Genomic DNA, 18,486 nt, shown 5'->3' with positions numbered 1-18,486 from the left:
CACGGAGATCACTCCATGAATCGCCCTGTAATGTCTGAAGGGCCTGCGGATCGGCTGTTTGTGCAGCCGAAGGTTGGCCAGTCAATAAAGGAAAGCCTGGACAAGGCCGAGCGTCGGAACAAGTTCAAGTCCGTGCTCCTGGTCTTGCCACTGCTTGCGTTTATCGCCGTGTTCTTTCTCATGCCGATTGGCGACATGCTGATGCGCAGCGTGCAAAACGGCACGCTCGCCGACTACATGCCCAACAGTGCAGTCGAGTTGAAGCACTGGGAGCGGCAGGCGCTGCCTGAGGAGAAGACGTTTGCAGTCCTCGGCAACGATATTCTCGCCCTGCTGAAATCGCAGAATCTGGACCGGGTCGGGACTGACTTGAACCGCGTGCAAAGCGGCATGAAGCTGCTGTTGAACAAGACGGCGAGAGGTCTGGAAAAACAGAGTCAGGCAGGGATCACCGAATTCAAGCCGCTGATGATCAGCATCGACAAACGCTGGGGTGAAACCGCAACGTGGTCGCAGCTCAAGGTGATGGCGCCCTCGATTTCCGCGGTGCATTACCTGGCGGCGCTGGATCGTCAATACGACGATAACGGCGACATCGTCCAGCAGCCGGAAAGCCGGCAAATTTATGTCGACAACCTGCTGAAGACGCTGGCGGTCAGTGTCGCGATCACTTTCATCTGCTTCCTGCTGGGCTATCCGCTGGCGTACTTCCTGGCCAGCTTGCCGGACCGCTTCAGCAACCTGCTGATGATCCTCGTGCTATTGCCGTTCTGGACATCGTTGCTGGTCAGGACCAGTGCCTGGATTGTGATTCTTCAATCCAATGGGGTCTTTAATGATGTCCTGCGCAGTCTGGGCATCATCAATCAGCCGCTCGATCTGATGTACAACCTGTACGGCACGATCATCGCCATGACGCATATCCTGCTGCCGTTCATGGTGCTGCCGCTTTACAGCGTCATGCGCGGTGTCGACCAGACCTACATCCGTGCCGCGCACTCCATGGGCGCCAGCTCCATGCGCACTTTTTTCAAGATCTACTTTCCGCTGTCCCTGCCGGGCGTCAGTGCCGGGGGTATTCTGGTCTTCATTCTGGCGGTGGGCTACTACATCACGCCTGCACTCGTGGGCGGCCGCACCGGCCAGATGATCAGCAACTTCATCGCTTATCACATGCAGACGTCCTTGAACTGGGGTCTGGCCTCGGCAATTGCCAGCCTGCTTCTGGTGGTAGTGCTGCTGATGTACTGGGTCTACGACCGATTCGTAGGCATTACCAATATGAAGTTGGGGTGAGCCATGAGCCTTCCAAATTACATCGGACCTTTCGAGCGCTGCTGGTTTTTCACCGTGCGCGGGTTTGCCCTGCTCGTGTTGCTGTTTCTGGTGGTGCCGATCCTGGTGATCATTCCGCTGTCCTTTAACGTCGAGCCGTATTTCAGCTTCACGTCGGACATGCTTCATTTGAAGCCGGAGGCATTTTCCCTGCGCTGGTATCACCAGTTGATCAACGACCCACTTTGGGTGCTGTCGATCAAGAACAGCTTCCTGGTGGCGTGTGGTGCGACCGTGATTGCCACCGCGCTCGGTACGCTCGCATCCATTGGGCTGAGCCGCGCTGACCTGCCGTACAAACGCCTGCTCACCGGCATTCTGATTTCGCCGATGATCGTCCCGGTGATTATTTCCGCCGCCGGCATGTATTTCTTTTACAGCAAGTTGGGGATTGGCCAGAGCCTGCTCGCGCTGATCCTGTCGCATGCTGTGCTGGGTACGCCTTTCGTGATTCTGACCGTCACCGCAACGCTCGTGGGGTTCGATCATTCACTGACCCGTGCCGCCGCCAGCATGGGCGCATCGGCGACTTACACGTTTTTCAACGTGACGTTTCCCCTCATTCGCCCCGGCATCATTTCAGGCGGGCTGTTCGCATTCATCACTTCGTTCGACGAGGCGGTGATCGTTCAGTTTTTGGGCGGGGTCGAGCAGCGCACCATCCCTCGTCAGATGTGGTCCGGAATGCGTGAGCAGATCAGTCCCACGATTCTCGCTGCTGCCACGTTGCTGATCATTTTGTCTGTCCTGCTGTTGCTGTCTATCGAAGTCCTGCGCCGTCGTTCGCTCCGCGTTCGTGGAATCACTAATTGATCTGAGATCTAGGGAAGCCGTTATGAAAAAGATGTTGATATGCGCGGTAACAAGCCTCGCGTGTGTGTCTGCGATGGCGCAAGAGAATTTGACGATTGTCACATACGGTGGCTCATTGGCGGCTGCCCAGACCAAGGCAGCGATCAAGCCATTCAGCGAGAAAACAGGGGTGAAAACCACGCTGGAGGATTACTCCGGTGGCATCGCTCAGCTCAAGGCTCAAGTCGATACCAAAAACGTCACCTGGGACGTCGTCGACATGGAATTACCGGATGCCGTTCGGGCGTGCAATGCGGGGCTGTTTGAACGTATCAACCCAAGCAAGGACCTGGAAGCTGGTACGGGTGGCGCCCCGGTTGACGTGGACTTCATCTCCGGCGCCGTCACCGACTGCGCGGTGGCCAACATCATTTGGTCGACGGCGGTCGCTTACAACGTCAACGCGTTCAAAGGTGAACAGCCCGCCACGCTGAAGGATTTCTTTGACCTGAACAAATTCCCTGGCAAACGCGGCTTGCGCAAGGCGCCTCAGGGCACGTTGGAGTGGGCACTGCTGGCCGATGGGGTGCCTCGCAATGAAGTGTATTCCACCCTGGAAACTGAGGCGGGTATCGAAAGGGCTTTCGCCAAACTCGACTCGATCAAGAGTCAGGTGATCTGGTGGGAAGCGGGTGCCCAGCCGCCGCAATTGCTTGCGGACGGCCAGGTCGTAATGACCTCGGCATGGAATGGACGTATCTGGACAGCCCAGACCCAAGAGAAACAACCGTTCAAGATTATCTGGGACGGTCAACTGTACGACATGGATGTTTGGGCTGTGCCGGCCGGCAGCAAGAACAAAGCGCGAGCCATGGAGTTTCTCAAGTTCGCCACGAGCACCCCGGTGCTGGCGGAGCAAAGCAAATACATCGCCTATGGCCCGACGCGTAAATCGTCTCAAGCCCTGGTCAGCGAAGAGATGAAGCCGCATCTGCCGACCTCCCCGGAAAACTTCAAGACGGCATTGCAAATGAATGCCGAATGGTGGGGTGACCATGCCGACGAACTCAATGAACGCTTCAATGCCTGGCTGACAAAGTAAAACTTTGCCCTTACAGCCTTCTCAGGAGTTCAGCGCCATGTCGACTTTGATTTACCTCGGGCTCGGGAGTAACCAGGACCGAGATCATCATTTGGGGCTGGCGTTGGAGTTCCTGGCCGCATTGCTAGTGGATGTTCAGTGCTCCCCGGTCTATTCCTCCGCGGCTGCCGGCTGCGTGGGCGACGATTTTTTTAATGTTGTTCTGTCCGGACGCACTGATCTATTGCTGGGCCAGTTGAGTGATGTTCTAAAGCGTTTTGAGGCCAGATACGCGCGCGTGCTGGCTCCTCGAATCGTCTTACCGGTGGATATCGATATTTTGTTGTATGGGGATTTTGTCGGTGTTTACGAGCATGGGGTGCTGCCAAGGTCGGATCTCATCGACAGACCTTACGTGATGATGCCGCTTGCCGTGCTCGCCCCGGAGGGAGTGCATCCCGTCACCGGTAAAACCTGGAAAACGACCTGGCTTGAGTTTGAGCGGGACATGCCAGCCGAGGATAAACCTGTCCCTGTCGCCAGCGGCGGGCTGAGCCTGCACAAGGGGGCAAAAAACGCCGGGGCGGATGATCTTGTGATGGCGCAGACGCTTAAATCACTGCGTCTTCGCCACGGCCTTACACAGCGCAAGCTCGCCGAAAAAGCACGGGTTACCCATAGCTCCATATCGGTCATAGAAAAGAATCAAGCGAGCCCCGGGGTTAATACGTTGGGCAAGATCCTGTCCGCGCTATCGACTTCACTGCCTGAGTTCTTTGCAGAGATTGAGCGAGGAGGTGCAGAAGTAAAACCCGGGTAGAGAATTCTGGAGTTCTGAACAAATAGGGTTGTAGTGGTTTTAATTCATCAAATCTGAGGTCGAAGACAATGAAAATGGTACCCAGACTGACAATGGCTGACGCTCAACACATCATGCAAGCTTGCCTTGCGAAAGCCAGGGAACTGGCGGTTGATATGGACATCGCCATTACCGATGACGCCGGTCATCTGATCATGTTTCAGCGCATGGACAATGCGCGAATCACCAGTATCGACATTGCCATCAGCAAATCCTTCACGGCTGCCGCCGCACGTAAATCGACGCGCGCCTATGGCGAAATCAGCGTGCCAGGCAAACCGGCCTTCGGCATCAACACCAGCAACCAGGGACGTTTTTCCATTGTCGCCGGTGGACTGCCGCTCTTCATGCAAGAGTTCATCGTGGGTGGGGTAGGGTGCAGTTCAGGTACTCCCGATCAGGATGAGATTGTGGCGCAAGCCGGCGTCAATGCCTTTACCGCCTATATCAGCTGATCAACTCAAAAACTCCAAAGTCGTTCATCTAGCGCGTTCACGTTCGCTGTTAGAAGCGTTTCTGCGCGCTTGATTTCCTGATCCGAACAAAAATAAAAGTTGAAGGAGTGATAAACAATGTTCAGCCAGCAAGACCAAATCCAGGGTTACGATGACGAACTGCTGAGTGCGATTGATGCAGAAGAGCGCCGCCAGGAACAGCATATTGAGCTGATTGCTTCAGAAAACTACACCAGTCAGCGGGTGATGGAAGCCCAGGGCAGTGGGTTGACCAATAAGTATGCTGAAGGTTACCCAGGCAAGCGTTACTACGGCGGCTGCGAGCACGTCGATAAGGTTGAGCAGTTGGCGATTGACAGAGCCAAGGAACTGTTTGGTGCAGATTACGCCAACGTTCAGCCGCACTCCGGTAGTCAGGCTAATGCCGCTGTTTACCTGGCGCTCCTCCAGCCGGGTGACACCGTATTGGGGATGAGTCTGGCCCACGGTGGGCATTTGACTCATGGTGCCAAGGTCAGTTTCTCCGGCAAGCTCTACAACTCGGTGCAGTACGGTATCGATACCGTCACGGGGTTGATTGATTACGACGAAGTCGAGCGACTGGCGGTCGAGCATCAACCCGAAATGATCATCGCCGGGTTTTCCGCTTACTCGAAAACCCTGGATTTCCCGCGCTTTCGCGCCATCGCTGATAAGGTCGGCGCCTACCTGTTTGTCGATATGGCTCACGTGGCCGGATTGGTAGCGGCAGGCCTGTATCCGAATCCGCTTCCCTACGCGCATGTGGTCACGACTACCACTCACAAGACGCTGCGCGGTCCCCGTGGTGGCTTGATTCTAGCCAAAGGTAATGAAGACCTTGAGCGAAAACTCAACGCCGCAGTCTTTCCAGGCGGGCAGGGCGGCCCATTGATGCATGTGATCGCCGCAAAGGCTGTGTGCTTCAAGGAAGCGCTGGAGCCTGGATTCAAAGCGTATCAACAGCAAGTGATCAAAAACGCCAAGGCGATGGCGAGCGTGTTTCTCCAACGCGGTTATGACGTGGTCTCGGGCGGGACCGACAATCATCTGTTCCTTGTCAGCCTGATCCGCCAACGCCTGACGGGCAAGGATGCTGACGCCGCCTTGGGTCGGGCTCACATTACCGTGAACAAAAATGCCGTGCCGAACGACCCACAGTCGCCGTTCGTGACCTCCGGCCTGCGCATCGGAACTCCTGCGGTGACCACACGTGGATTCCAGGAGCCAGAATGTAGCGTTCTTGCCAGCTGGATCTGCGACATTCTCGACAAACTCGGTGATGCCGAGGTAGAGGCCCGTATCGCCCGTCGCGTTTCAGAATTGTGTGAGCGCTTCCCTGTCTACAAAGCCTGATCATCCACCTGCATTCGCTGCGGAGTTGAGTATGTCGCTGAGTGTTTTTGATCTGTTCAAGGTGGGCATCGGTCCATCCAGTTCGCACACCGTCGGGCCGATGCGCGCAGCCGTGCGCTTTGCCGAGGGACTGAGGGACCAAGGCTTGCTGGAGCAAGTGGAGAGTGTTCGGGCAGAGCTGTACGGTTCTCTTGGCGCCACGGGAAAAGGGCACGGAAGTGACAAAGCAGTACTGCTGGGGCTGGAAGGGGAATATCCCGATACGGTCGATACCACGGCAGTTGAGGCAAGGTTGGCGGTGATTCGCGGCTCTGGAACCCTGAAGCTCTTGGGGGAGAAGCCCATTCGCTTTGTCGAAAAAGAGCACTTGGCGATGATCCGTAAGCCTTTGCCCTATCATCCCAACGGAATGATCCTGCGTGCATTCGACAGGGCTGGCTTACAGATTTGTAGCCGTGAGTATTACTCGGTGGGCGGCGGGTTTGTGGTGGATGAAGAAGCGATTGGGCTTGATCGTATTGTCGAAGATCGAACGCCACTTCGTTATCCTTTCTTGACGGGGCGGGAGCTGCTTGAGCAGTGCTCACGTAATGGTCTCTCGGTCAGCCAGTTGATGGCCGAGAACGAGAAGGCGTGGCGTAGTCCGGAGCAAACCCGTGAAGGTCTGCTGCATATCTGGCAAGTGATGCAGGACTGCGTTCTGGCTGGTTGCCGTACCGAAGGCATCATGCCAGGTGGGCTGAAGGTCAAACGTCGTGCTGCGGCGTTGTACCGTCAGCTCAGTGGCAGTCCTGAGGCCAATTTAAGGGACAGCCTTTCAGTACTCGATTGGGTCAACCTTTACGCCCTGGCGGTTAATGAAGAAAACGCCAGTGGGGGCCGTGTAGTGACGGCACCCACCAACGGCGCTGCGGGTATCGTCCCGGCGGTTCTTCACTATTACCGCAGGTTTGTACCCGGTGCGGATGAGGAAGGGGTGCAACGTTTCCTGCTCACCGCCGCTGCAATCGGAATTCTTTACAAGGAAAACGCGTCGATCTCTGGCGCAGAAGTCGGTTGCCAAGGTGAAGTGGGGGTGGCCTGTTCGATGGCGGCTGGAGCGCTGTGCGAGGTCCTCGGCGGAACGGTGCAACAGGTAGAGAATGCGGCTGAAATTGGCATGGAGCACAACCTCGGCCTGACCTGCGATCCCATCGGTGGCCTCGTTCAGGTGCCCTGCATTGAGCGAAATGCCATGGGGTCGGTGAAGGCCATCAACGCCGCGCGCCTTGCTTTGCGTGGTGATGGGCAACATTTCGTCTCGCTCGACAAGGTGATCCGCACCATGCGTCAAACGGGAGCGGACATGAAAAGCAAATACAAGGAAACCGCGCGAGGCGGTCTTGCGGTGAACATTATCGAATGCTGAATTAGGTGGTACTCGGGGGGCAGAGTGATCTGCCCTATGATTAGGATCATGTCGTTTTAACTAAGGTATCTCATTACCTCTTAACTGCGCTGGAATCGTTTGCAGCGCACACCGCTCCTCCATTGGCTATTAGACAATTTGAAAGGCAGCTTTTTGGCTGTGGATTCAACCGGTCGACGCAACAGATTGGCGACGGGGAAGCCATGATTCTCGCCGTAGTCGCTGGCACGGGCTTGTGCCAGATGCCACGCAGCCTGTTCCAGGACGATATCGAAGCGGGCAGGCTGGTGGAGGTTCTGCAAGTGTATGAACCAGAAGCTGTAGATGTGCATGCCGTCTGGCCAAAGGTGTCCCATCTGCGCCCGAAGGTCAGGTACGTGGTGGATGAACTGGTCAAGCTTTGTGAGCATTGGCAGTGATGCGGGCTGATGCCAGGTGAATTCCATCGTTGCGCACTATCAGCCTTCATCGTTCAATCGCTGAACAGATCAAACATCAGCTGCCGGAACCATTTGTTCGCCGGGTCTCGATTGTATTTACCGTGCCAGAACAAGTTGATGGCGATCTCGGGAAGCGGCAAAGGCAACGGCAAACTCGTCAGCCCGAAGGGGCGGGCGCAGCTGTTGGCGAAACGCTCAGGGACCGTGGCGATCAGGTCGGTGTTCTGCAGGATATGACCGACAGCGACGAAGTGTGGCACCTCCAGTCGAATGTCTCGTTGCAGACCGGCCCGCTGCATATGTGTATCTATCTCTCCATGCCCCGTGCTGGCGGCAATGATCCTGACATGCCCGAACTCGCAAAAGCGCTCCCGTGTCATGGGCTGTTCAGTGAGAGGGTGGTCCTTGCGGCATAAGCACACGTAGCGATGGTGGAACAGGCGCCTCTGGTAGAAGCCCGCTTGCAGATCCGGCAGCAATCCGACGGCCAGATCCACCTCGCCATTGGCCAGACTCTCGGAAAGTTCGGCATTGCTGCGCAATGTGCTGACCGATATCCCAGGGGCCTGTTTGAGCAGGGCGTCGATCAACCGAGGCACAAAGTAAATCTCCCCGATGTCGGTCATTGCCACGACAAAGCGCTTTTGGCTGGTCGTCGGATCGAACTCGTCATGGCGATTGATCGCGCCGTGCAGCAGGTTGATTGCCTGGGAGACTGGTTCAGCCAATTGAGCGGCATAGGGCGTCGGCTGCATCCCCTGATGGGTGCGCACAAACAATTCGTCGTTGAACGTGTTCCGCAAACGCTTCAGCGCATTGCTGACGGCGGGTTGAGTCAGCCCAAGGCTCTCGGCCGCAGCTGAAACACTTCGATCCACCAGCAATTGGTGAAAGATCACTAGCAGATTTAGATCCAGTTCACGCAGGTTCATTGCAAATTTTCTCGGCTTTGAGACGGCTCTTGAAAGTTAATTAGTATTCAGGTTGGTGATAGTTTGTATGGGGTTGAGGGCATTTATCAATGGTTTGTGAATAGTTATGATCGGGCTATTCCAAAAACAACACATAAGGTTTCCCCCATGAGTAGCCCTCATTCTGTCTTGCAAGTGGGCATTGTTGGCGGTGGTATCGCTGGCGTTGCCTTGGCACTGGATCTTTGCCGTCATCAACATCTTGATGTGAAATTATTTGAAGCTGCTCCCGCCTTTGGCGAGGTCGGCGCAGGCGTGTCCTTTGGTGCGAACGCCGTCCGCGCCATCGAAGGACTGGGTATTGGCAAACCCTACGAACTCATCGCTGACCGCACCCCGCAACCGTGGCAAGACATCTGGTTTGAATGGCGTCGAGGCGTCGATGCCGGTTATCTCGGTGCCAGCGTTGCCCAAGGCGTCGGTCAGTCTTCCGTTCACCGCGCAGATTTCCTCGACGCCTTGGCCAAGCAATTGCCAGAAGGTATCGCCTGCTTCGACAAGCGTGCGGTTGGTGTCCATGAGACGGGGGACAGGGTTAGCGTTCAGTTCACTGATGGCACGGACTATCAGTGCGACCTTTTGATCGCCGCCGACGGTATCAAATCCTCGATTCGCGACTATGTACTCCAGGGACTGGGTCAGCCTTTGGTCGCGCCCCGATTCAGCGGAACCTGTGCCTATCGCGGAATGATCGACAGCGAGCAACTGCGCGCCGCCTATCGCACTGCGGGTGTTGATGAGCACCTGATCAACGTCCCGCAAATGTACCTGGGACTCGACGCCCACATCCTCACTTTTCCGGTCAAGCAGGGCCGACTGATCAACGTGGTTGCGTTCGTTTCTGATCGCACCGACCCCAACCCGGTATGGCCGCAAGACACACCTTGGGTCAAAAGCACCAGCCAGGCCCAGATGCTGGAAGCGTTCTCCGAGTGGGGGGATGCCGTTCGCGTGCTGCTCGAGTGCATTCCCGAACCTACCCTCTGGGCACTTCACGAACTGGAAGAGCTTGCAGGTTATACCCATGGCCACGTAGGGCTGATCGGTGACGCTGCCCACGCCATGCTCCCCCATCAAGGTGCCGGTGCGGGGCAAGGGCTGGAAGATGCCTGGCTGCTCGCACGCCTGCTGGGAGACCCTCGGGTGCTTCAAAGTGACGCCCAAAGCGTGCTTGAGGTGTACGACGCTATCCGCAGACCTCGCGCCTGCCGCGTGCAGCGAACGTCCTGGGAAGCTGGCGAACTCTATGAGTTTCGAGACCGTCAGGTCGAAGACCAAGAACCTCTTCTGTCGACAACTCTGGCCAGTCGTTTCGACTGGCTGTGGAGCCACGACATGCAATCGGACCTGGTAGAGGCTCGCACCCGGCTCGGGTGGTCAGATGCCGTCTGATTGCGTTCCTGCAATGCGCCAGTTCCCAGGGGCTGGCGCGCTACACCCACAATAAAAATAGGTGAAACCTCTATGGCTGTCAGCATTTCCCATACCCCCCCAATGCTTGAGTTTTTCCAGGACGCAGCAGGGCTGAAGAACGCGGCGGGTAACCCGCGCAATAAACAAATCGTGTTACGTATTCTGCAAGAGACCGCCAGGCTCATTGAAGAACTGGAGATCAGTGATGGTGAGTTCTGGGCCGGTGTCGAATACATCAACCGTCTCGGCAAAAGCAACGAGGCCGGGCTGCTGGCGGCAGGCCTGGGCGTTGAGCACTTTCTCGATCTGCTCAACGATGCCAAGGAAGCCGACGCAGGGAGTACCGGAGGCACACCGCGGACGATTGAAGGGCCTTTGTATGTAGCCGGTGCGCCCCTCAGCCAGGGTTACGCCCGGATGGATGATGGCGCCGAAGACGAGGTCGCCACTGCATTTTTTGTGGAAGGACAGATCCTCAATCTGCAAGGCCAGCCGATTGCGGGGGCCCTGGTGGACCTGTGGCAAGCGGACAGCAAGGGCAACTACTCCCACTTCGATAAAAGCCAATCCGAATTCAATCTGCGCCGGCGCATCGTGACCGACGCCGACGGTCGTTACCGGGTCAGGAGCATCGTCCCCTCGGGCTACGGCTGTGACCCCCAGGGTCCGACCCAGGAGTGCCTCAATCACCTGGGCCGACATGGCCAGCGCCCGGCGCATATCCACTTCTTCGTGTCCGCTCCGGGGTACGAACATTTGACCACCCAGATCAACCTGTCCAACGACAAGTACCTCTGGGATGACTTCGCCTACGCCACCCGAGATGGATTGATCGGCGAGGTGCAGTTCATCGATGACCAGGCTTCGGCGGCTGCCCATCACGTGCCCGGACGTTTTGCGCAAATGACCTTTGATTTCCAGCTGCGTCCAGCAGCCAACCCTGAAGCGCAACAGCGCAGCAATCGCCCGCGTGCCTTGCAAACCGCGTAAGTCGAAGCAGCATCCCCTGAAACTATTCTAGAGGATAAAGACATGTCCCAAAGCACCCTTACCCCTATCGAAGTCAACGTTGCCGTATTGCGTGAAGCCGGTGGCAGGCTCCAGCTCGAGCGTGCAGAGCTGGCGGTTCCGCGCGCAGATGAAGTCCGTGTGCGTATCGTCGCGACGGGTGTTTGCCACACCGACATGGTGGTACGTGACCAGCTGTTTCCCACGCCGCTGCCGATCGTCCTGGGTCACGAAGGCGCCGGGGTTGTCGAGTCGGTGGGCGCTGCGGTCACCACCATCGCCCCTGGCGATCACGTGGTCATGACCTACATGTCCTGCGGCTTGTGCCTGCCTTGTGAAACCGGGCATCCCGCGCATTGCTCCCATATGCACCCGCTGAACTTCGGCGGTGGGCGCCTCGATGGCAGCACCTCGACCTGCAGCTGCGACAACGCGGCGCCGATACATGACCACTTCTTCGGCCAGTCGTCTTTTTCGACCTATGTCATCGCCAGTGAGCGCAGCGTGGTGAAAGTATCGAAAGAGGCCCCGCTCGAATTGCTCGGCCCGCTGGGGTGCGGCATTCAGACGGGCGCGGGTTCGGTACTCAAGGCGTTGCAAGTGGAGGCGGGCGCCAGTTTCGCGGCTTTCGGTGCTGGCGCAGTAGGCCTGGCGGCGGTGATGGCGGCCAAGGTGGCCGGCGCCACCACCATTATCGCTGTCGACGTGACGCCGAGCCGCCTGAGCTTGGCGCTTGAAGTGGGCGCCACCCACGTGATCAACAGCCGTGAAGAGGACCCTGTCCAGCGCATCCGTGAGATCACCGGCGGTGGCGTGAACTACAGCCTGGAATGCTCCGGGCGTGCGGAAGTGTTGCGTCAGGCCATCGACGCGCTCACGACGCTGGGGACCTGCGGGATTGTCGGGGCAACCAAGATAGGCACGGAGGTGGCGTTCAACATCAACGACGTGATGATCCCCGGTAAGCGAATCATGGGCATTGTCCAGGGTGACGTGGTCGCTAACGCCTTCATTCCCATCCTCGTAGACCTGCACCTGCAAGGCCGCTTCCCGTTTGACAAGCTATGCCGGTTCTACGCGTTTGACCAGGTCAATGAAGCGATGGCCGACAGCGAAAGCGGTATCACGATCAAACCGATTCTACGCATGCCGGCCGCGGCCGACCTAGCGTGATTTTTCAGGCTCATTAAGGGACCCCAAGATGAATGTTCAGCTCGTAATCGACAATATCCCGCAAGCGGCTTCGGACGGTAAAACCTACCAGCGTATCGACCCGGTCAGCGGCAAGGTGGTCACCACCGGCGCCGCTTGCAGCATCGAAGATGCCCTGCGTGTCGCGGCCTCTTCGCAGCAAGCGTTCAAGACCTGGTCGAAGGTCGGCCCGACCGAACGCCGCCGCCTGCTGCTGGCCGCCGCCGATGCACTGGAAGGCAAAATGGAGCTGTTGTGCAGTGTCATGGCCGAAGAAATCGGCGCGTCGCAGCTGTGGTCGCAGTTCAATGTGGGGGCTTCGGCCAACCTGCTGCGTGAAGCCGCGGCGCTCACCACACAGATCAAGGGCGAGACCCTGGCCACCGACAAGCCCGACACCTTATCGGTCACCCTGCGCCAGCCCGCTGGTACGGTATTGAGCATCGCGCCGTGGAATGGCCCGGTGATCCTCGGCACCCGGGCCATTGCCTACCCCTTGGCGTGTGGCAACACCGTGATTTTCAAAGGCTCGGAGAACAGCCCGCGTACCCACGAATTGCTCGCGCAGGCCTTTTACGAGGCTGGCTTTCCGCCTGGCGTGGTGAACTTCATCATCTCTGCCCCCGAAGATGCCGGTGCCGTGACGGAAGCGCTGATTGCCCACGACACCGTACGCCGGGTGAACTTCACCGGCTCGACCAAAGTCGGCCGGATGATTGCCCAGACCAGTGCGAAGTACCTTAAGCGCTGTCTGCTGGAACTGGGCGGTAAGGCACCGTTTATCGTGCTCGAAGATGCTGACCTGGATGGCGCGGTCAATGCAGCAGTGTTCGGGGCTTTTCTGTACCAGGGGCAAATCTGCATGTCGACCGAGCGGTTTGTGGTCGATGACGCCGTGGCGGACGAATTCGTTGCGAAGTTCGCAGAGCGTATCCGCGGCCTAGAGCAGGGTAACCCGCTGACCAACCCGGCCAGCGTGGTCGGCCCGATGATTTCCCAGGGTTCGGTGCAACGCATCAACCAGTTGCTCGACGATGCCATTGGCAAGGGCGCGACTATTGTGGCCGGCGGGCTGGCAGAGCAGGCGCAAATGGCGCCGACGCTGGTGGACCGGGTGTCATCGGCGATGGAAATCTACGATGAGGAAACCTTCGGTCCGGTCACCACGGTGGTGCGGGTCAAAGGCGCTGAGCAAGCGCTGGAAGTGGCTAACGACACGGCGTTCGGCCTGTCCTCGGCGATCTTCAGTCGCAATGTCAGCCTTGCCTTGGACTTGGCCAACCGCCTGGATGCCGGTTGCGTGCATATCAACGGAGCCACCGTGCAAAACGAGCCTCAGGCCCCTTACGGCGGGATGAAAAACAGTGGCTACGGCCGGTTCGATGGCAGCGCCGTTATCGATGAGTTCACCGAGGTGAAGTGGGTCACGGTCGAGCCTTCCGACCAGCCTTACCCGTTCTGACGCCAGGACACCAAGACCGGCTCTGCGGAGCCGGTTACCGACATTACTGGTTTTATCACGGCACTCTGGGTGTCGCGCCCGGCGCTGCCTGCGAATTCTCAACGCATCAATGGTTGCCACAATGAATAATAAAAAAACCTTTGCCGCTGTAAATGTCCTGCGAAATATTCCCGGCTTGACCGCTGGCTGCGCGCTGGCGTTTTTTCTGCCCGCCGCCCAAGCCACTGAGGGCGGCGGGTCGTCGTACCCCATGGGGGCGGAAAACTTCATGACCGGCGCCATGCCACCGCCTGGCTTTTATGTGCAAGTCTTTGCGCAAAGCTATCGCGCCGACCGTCTTCTCGACAATCAGGGCAAGCGGGCGGTCGATGACTTTCACCTGAGCGCCGATGTGATTGCCCCCAGGCTGATCTGGGTGACCGAGCAAACAATACTCGGCGGGGCGTTGGCGTTTCACGTCAACGTTCCATTGGTTGATCTAAGGGTGGAGGTCAACGGCCAGCATCAAAACAAAACGGGGCTTGGGGACATCATCTTTGGTCCGGCTCTGGGGTATCACTACAGCGAAAAATTTCACGCGATTTATGCAGTTGACGTCTTCGCCCCAACCGGGCGTTACGATCGCGGTGACCTGGCCAATATTGGCCGCAACTACTGGGCGTTTGAACCCATCGCGGCGTTTTCGTATGTCGATCCTGCGGGGGTGAACGCCGACATCAAGATGATGTATGACTTCAATCTGCGCAATGCCGCTACTGACTATCGCTCTGGTCAGGAGTTGCATGCCGACTACTCCCTGGGTTGGGGCTTCGGCAATGGCTGGGTAGTTGGGGTAGGCGGTTACGTCTACCGCCAGACCACTGACGATCATCAAGATGGTGACCGTGTTGAGGACAACAAGGGGCGCGCGTTTGCCATCGGCCCTTCGATCAAGTACGCCAGCGATTCCGGCTGGTTCGTGACCGCAAAGTGGCAGAAAGAGAGCGAGGTACGCAATCGTCCGGAAGGGGAGGCTTACTGGGTCAAGCTGACCATTCCCCTTTAGCCAGATATCGCGCGCAGGCCCCTGATGCTATGGGCTGAACAGTAGAGGTTTTTTCTACACAGCGGCGATTTTTACGGCGTTTATCCCTGCTGGAAAGCCCTATAGGATCGCGTTGCGCGTGCCTCTGGCGAAACGCATCAGGTACTTTGAAAGCAGGGATAAATCGATGACGGTATCAAAAACCGACGGCTACACCGGCGCTGCCAAGTGGTTGCACTGGGGCATGGCCCTGATATGGCTCGGCAGTTGGGGGGTGGGCATTCTGGCCACCCATTGGCGTGACGAACTCAATCCACATCATGAGCTGACCTTTCTGCACAAGGCTACGGCTAGCACCCTGCTTTTTCTCCTTGTTGTGAGAGTTGCCTGGCGGTTGATGAACCAGCCACCAGCCTTGCCCGAGAGCATGAGTCCGCTGATGAAGCGGGGGGCAATGATCGGTCACATTTTGCTTTACGCAGTTGCTCTGATTGCCTTGCCCCTTTCTGGCTGGTATTGGAGTTCGATTGCAGATAAGCCCATTCTCGTGCTTGGACTTTTTCTTTTGCCTCCGCTGGTCGACCCTAATCCTGATCTTTACGACCTGGCTAAATACATCCACACCTGGACAGCATGGTGCTGCGGCGTGCTCGTCGGCGGCCATTTTTTGGTCGCTCTTAAGCACCACTTCCTCGACAAGGATGGCATCTTGGCCGGCATGCTCCCCAATACCAAGAATTGAGTGGGGAACTTGAACTCGCCGGAAATAGTGCTGCTGACACTGCTTACATTTGCCGTCGGTTAGCGCAGGTGCTTTTGGGAATGTTAAGTGAACCCTTGGGGGCCTTTACCTTGGTAAGCGATGTCATGTGGGTTCCCTTGTGATCTTCTTGATCGCAGAGCTGGTGGCCATTGATGATTTCCATCTATTTGTATTAGTGGCTAAAAGGTAAGGGGCCGGCGAACACACCTTCCGACCTTGGCCAATAAGGGTGATTGTGTCCGCGTAATTTTAAGCGGACGCAATTACCCTTAATGTCAGGATCGCCATGCGTGAACGTAAGTCCTATTCAAAATCCTTCAAAGCCCAGGTCGTCCACGAGTGCCAGCAGCCTGGTGTTTCCGTGGCGGCTATTGCGATGAGTCACGGTATCAATGCTAATGTCGTGCGCCGTTGGCTACCGCTTTATCGTGATCAACAGACAATCGCGCTGCCAGCTTTCATTCCTTTGAAAGTCGAACCACAGCGAAAAACCGAAGCGTTGGCGATCATCGAGTTACCACTTGGCCAACAAACGCTCACGGTAAAGTGGCCAACTTCCGATCCCGAAGGATGCGCCCGATTCATCCGTGGGCTCGCTCAATGATCCGCATCGACTCCATCTGGCTCGCCACTGAACCGATGGACATGCGAGCGGGCACCGAAACCGCATTGGCCAGAGTGATCGCGGTGTTCGGTGCGGCGAAGCCGCACTGTGCTTATCTGTTCGCCAATCGCCGAGCCACACGGATGAAAGTGTTGGTGCATGACGGCTTCGGTATCTGGCTGGCTGCTCGCCGCTTGAATCAAGGCAAATTTCACTGGCCTGGCATTCGTCATGGCTCTGAAATGGAACTGGATACCGAGCAACTTCAGGCGTTGGTGCTGGGCCTGCCATGGCAACGCGCGGGCTCCGGCGGCGCGATCACACTGCTTTAGCGGCTGCCATTAGCCTATCGGTCTATCGCCGCGAATAGTCTGGTCTGGCAAAATCGGCACCATGACTTCGCTCCCCAATCTCGATCACCTTACCCCTGAACAACTGCGCGCTTTGGCGGCGCAGTTGATACAGCGTGTCGAGACACTCGACCAGCAGGTCGAGACGATGGGCAAGACGGTCGAGACCATGGGCAAGAAGATCAACCGCGACCAGACGGTTATCGAGAAGCTGAGCCACGAAATCGCCCAGCTCAAGCGCTTGAAGTTTGCCAAGCGCAGCGAGCAGATGAATCCTGAGCAGGCCAGCTTGCTCGATGACCTGATCGATACCGATATCGCGGCGATTGAGGCCGAGCTTCAAGCCTTGCAAACCGCGCCAGCGGCGACCGAGAAAAAGCAAAAGCCCAAGCGCACCGCGTTGCCGGCAGAGTTTCCACGCACGCTGATCCATCACGAACCGGACAACACCCACTGCCCATGCGGCTGCGCCCTCAAGCGCATCGGTGAGGACGTCAGCGAGAAGCTGGACTACACGCCCGGCGTGTTCACCGTCGAACGCCATGTCCGTGGCAAGTGGGTATGCGATGAGTGCGAAACGCTGATCCAGGCACCCGTTCCGGCACAGGTCATCGACAAGGGTATCCCGACCGCCGGGCTGCTGGCCCACGTCATGATCGCCAAGTTTGCCGACCACCTGCCGCTTTACCGCCAAGAGTCGATTTTCGGTCGAGCGGGCCTGGCGATTCCACGTTCCACTTTGGCTCAATGGGTTGGCATTACCGGCGTGCAGTTGCAGCCCTTGGTTGACGCGCTGCGCGATGTGGTGCTTGGGCAGCAGGTCGTCCACGCTGATGAAACACCGGTGCAGATGCTTGCGCCAGGCTCGAAGAAAACGCACCGTTCCTATGTTTGGGCCTACGCCACCAGCCAGTTTTCGGACGTGGCAGCGGTGGTTTATGACTTCAGCCCCAGCCGCGCCGGAGAACATGCTCGCAACTTCCTGCAAGACTGGAAGGGCAAACTGGTGTGTGATGACTTTGGCGGCTACAAGGCCAGTTTCGAACTCGGTGTGACCGAGATCGGCTGCATGGCCCATGCCCGGCGCAAGTTCTTCGAATTGCACGCCACCAACAAGAGCATGCTCGCCGAGCAGGCCCTGCGCTACATCCAGTTGCTGTACGAAATCGAGAGCGAAGTCCGCGATCTGGAGCCGGATTTACGGCGCCGAATACGGCAAGAAAAAGCCGTCCCGGTGATGGATAGACTGCATACCTGGATGATCGCCCAGCGCGATCTCGTGCCTGAAGGTTCGGCTATTTGCAGAGCACTGGATTACAGCCTGAAACGCTGGGCAGCGCTGTCGCGCTACCTCAGTGATGGGGCGGTACCTATTGACAATAACTGGGCAGAGAACCAGATCCGTCCGTGGGCGCCGGGACGCAAAAACTGGCTCTTCGCTGGATCGCTGCGTAGCGGCAAACGAGCGGCGGCGATCATGAGTCTGATCCAGTCTGCGCGGCTGAATGGCCATGATCCGTATGCCTATTTGAAGGATATCCTCATGCGTTTGCCGACGCAGCGGGCGAGTGAGATCGATCAGTTGCTGCCGCATAAGTGGCAGCCGGTCTAATCACGCAAGGCGTGATGCCCGGACGCATACGTTGAATGCAGCAGTCGGTCACTTTCGCACATAAGTATTAACGATTAAGGCGGAAGATGATCGTCGTTGGATGGGTACGTCACAAACTTCGCTGCGTTATCTGGCGTCAATGGAAGCAGCCCTCTACGAGGGCGCGCAACCTGATGCGTCTGGGACTCAACGAAGCGCGGGCCTGTACATCAGCGTCCAATGGCCGGGGCCCAAGGTGGAACTCGGGAGCGCCACATATGAATCAGGCACTGCCGAAGAAACTCTGGGATCAGCTTGGACTGGTCTCAATACTGGATACGATAAACCGGCTTAGCCGCATAACC

General features: G+C 57.4%; 18 protein-coding genes and 1 pseudogene. 18 read left to right on the top strand and 1 reads right to left on the bottom strand.

Going from position 1 to position 18,486, the window contains the following annotated elements; translation table 11 throughout:
• Positions 1–15 precede the first annotated feature (15 nt).
• From ACM6IK_RS01860 to ACM6IK_RS01825, 8 genes are all read left to right on the top strand, one after another.
• Entirely contained in the window at positions 16–1,296 is a 1,281-nt protein-coding gene (locus ACM6IK_RS01860; RefSeq protein ID WP_414872902.1) for an ABC transporter permease, read from the top strand.
• Between the two features lie 3 nt (positions 1,297–1,299).
• Complete coding sequence (locus ACM6IK_RS01855) at positions 1,300–2,148, top strand: ABC transporter permease (RefSeq protein ID WP_058420301.1); 849 nt, start codon at positions 1,300–1,302, stop codon at positions 2,146–2,148.
• Positions 2,149–2,236: 88 nt separating this feature from the next.
• On the top strand, positions 2,237–3,229 hold the full coding sequence (locus ACM6IK_RS01850) for an ABC transporter substrate-binding protein (RefSeq protein WP_414872901.1): 993 nt from the start codon (positions 2,237–2,239) through the stop codon (positions 3,227–3,229).
• A 37-nt stretch (positions 3,230–3,266) separates the two neighbouring features.
• A complete protein-coding gene (gene folK, locus ACM6IK_RS01845) occupies positions 3,267–4,028 on the top strand; it encodes a 2-amino-4-hydroxy-6-hydroxymethyldihydropteridine diphosphokinase (protein WP_414872900.1) in 762 nt (253 codons plus the stop codon).
• Between the two features lie 92 nt (positions 4,029–4,120).
• Positions 4,121–4,522 (top strand): GlcG/HbpS family heme-binding protein, encoded by a 402-nt coding sequence (locus tag ACM6IK_RS01840; RefSeq protein ID WP_414872899.1) that lies wholly within the window; start codon positions 4,121–4,123, stop codon positions 4,520–4,522.
• Between the two features lie 117 nt (positions 4,523–4,639).
• The gene (glyA, locus tag ACM6IK_RS01835; RefSeq protein WP_414872898.1) at positions 4,640–5,896 is read left to right on the top strand and encodes a serine hydroxymethyltransferase; all 1,257 of its coding nucleotides are present in this window, start codon (positions 4,640–4,642) and stop codon (positions 5,894–5,896) included.
• A gap of 31 nt (positions 5,897–5,927) precedes the next feature.
• The gene (locus tag ACM6IK_RS01830) at positions 5,928–7,304 is read left to right on the top strand and encodes an L-serine ammonia-lyase (RefSeq protein WP_414872897.1); all 1,377 of its coding nucleotides are present in this window, start codon (positions 5,928–5,930) and stop codon (positions 7,302–7,304) included.
• An 89-nt stretch (positions 7,305–7,393) separates the two neighbouring features.
• Complete coding sequence (locus tag ACM6IK_RS01825; protein ID WP_414873007.1) at positions 7,394–7,723, top strand: LysR substrate-binding domain-containing protein; 330 nt, start codon at positions 7,394–7,396, stop codon at positions 7,721–7,723.
• A 53-nt stretch (positions 7,724–7,776) separates the two neighbouring features.
• Here the strand turns inward: ACM6IK_RS01825 and ACM6IK_RS01820 are convergent, their stop codons facing one another.
• The gene (locus ACM6IK_RS01820) at positions 7,777–8,676 is read right to left on the bottom strand and encodes a LysR family transcriptional regulator (protein WP_414872896.1); all 900 of its coding nucleotides are present in this window, start codon (positions 8,674–8,676) and stop codon (positions 7,777–7,779) included.
• A 147-nt stretch (positions 8,677–8,823) separates the two neighbouring features.
• On the opposite strand from ACM6IK_RS01820, the gene salA reads away from it, so the two are divergent.
• The 10 genes and pseudogenes from salA to ACM6IK_RS01770 all read left to right on the top strand — a co-directional run.
• Positions 8,824–10,107 (top strand): salicylate 1-monooxygenase, encoded by a 1,284-nt coding sequence (gene salA / locus ACM6IK_RS01815; RefSeq protein WP_115947938.1) that lies wholly within the window; start codon positions 8,824–8,826, stop codon positions 10,105–10,107.
• Between the two features lie 72 nt (positions 10,108–10,179).
• A complete protein-coding gene (gene catA / locus ACM6IK_RS01810; protein WP_115947939.1) occupies positions 10,180–11,118 on the top strand; it encodes a catechol 1,2-dioxygenase in 939 nt (312 codons plus the stop codon).
• 42 nt (positions 11,119–11,160) lie between these two features.
• Complete coding sequence (locus tag ACM6IK_RS01805; RefSeq protein WP_414872895.1) at positions 11,161–12,309, top strand: NAD(P)-dependent alcohol dehydrogenase; 1,149 nt, start codon at positions 11,161–11,163, stop codon at positions 12,307–12,309.
• A gap of 28 nt (positions 12,310–12,337) precedes the next feature.
• Positions 12,338–13,789: an aldehyde dehydrogenase gene (locus ACM6IK_RS01800; RefSeq protein WP_414872894.1), complete on the top strand. Its 1,452-nt coding sequence runs from the start codon at positions 12,338–12,340 to the stop codon at positions 13,787–13,789.
• Positions 13,790–13,910: 121 nt separating this feature from the next.
• The gene (locus ACM6IK_RS01795) at positions 13,911–14,834 is read left to right on the top strand and encodes a transporter (protein ID WP_414872893.1); all 924 of its coding nucleotides are present in this window, start codon (positions 13,911–13,913) and stop codon (positions 14,832–14,834) included.
• 166 nt (positions 14,835–15,000) lie between these two features.
• The gene (locus tag ACM6IK_RS01790; RefSeq protein ID WP_414872892.1) at positions 15,001–15,555 is read left to right on the top strand and encodes a cytochrome b; all 555 of its coding nucleotides are present in this window, start codon (positions 15,001–15,003) and stop codon (positions 15,553–15,555) included.
• 307 nt (positions 15,556–15,862) lie between these two features.
• Positions 15,863–16,180 carry an IS66-like element accessory protein TnpA gene (gene tnpA / locus ACM6IK_RS01785; RefSeq protein WP_213627872.1) on the top strand — a complete coding sequence of 106 codons (318 nt, stop codon included), beginning with the start codon at positions 15,863–15,865 and terminating at the stop codon, positions 16,178–16,180.
• Positions 16,177–16,512 (top strand): IS66 family insertion sequence element accessory protein TnpB, encoded by a 336-nt coding sequence (gene tnpB / locus ACM6IK_RS01780; RefSeq protein WP_243352525.1) that lies wholly within the window; start codon positions 16,177–16,179, stop codon positions 16,510–16,512. Before tnpA ends, tnpB begins: the two co-directional genes overlap by 4 nt.
• A gap of 61 nt (positions 16,513–16,573) precedes the next feature.
• On the top strand, positions 16,574–18,142 hold the full coding sequence (gene tnpC, locus ACM6IK_RS01775; RefSeq protein ID WP_414872891.1) for an IS66 family transposase: 1,569 nt from the start codon (positions 16,574–16,576) through the stop codon (positions 18,140–18,142).
• Positions 18,143–18,240: 98 nt separating this feature from the next.
• Positions 18,241–18,486: pseudogene (locus tag ACM6IK_RS01770) on the top strand (group II intron reverse transcriptase/maturase); the annotation flags it as partial.

This window comes from Pseudomonas sp. IT-196MI5 (assembly GCF_949767415.1).
Classification (GTDB): domain Bacteria; phylum Pseudomonadota; class Gammaproteobacteria; order Pseudomonadales; family Pseudomonadaceae; genus Aquipseudomonas.
Note: the sequence above shows the minus strand (reverse complement) of the source record. Positions and strands in the feature narration are given on the sequence as shown.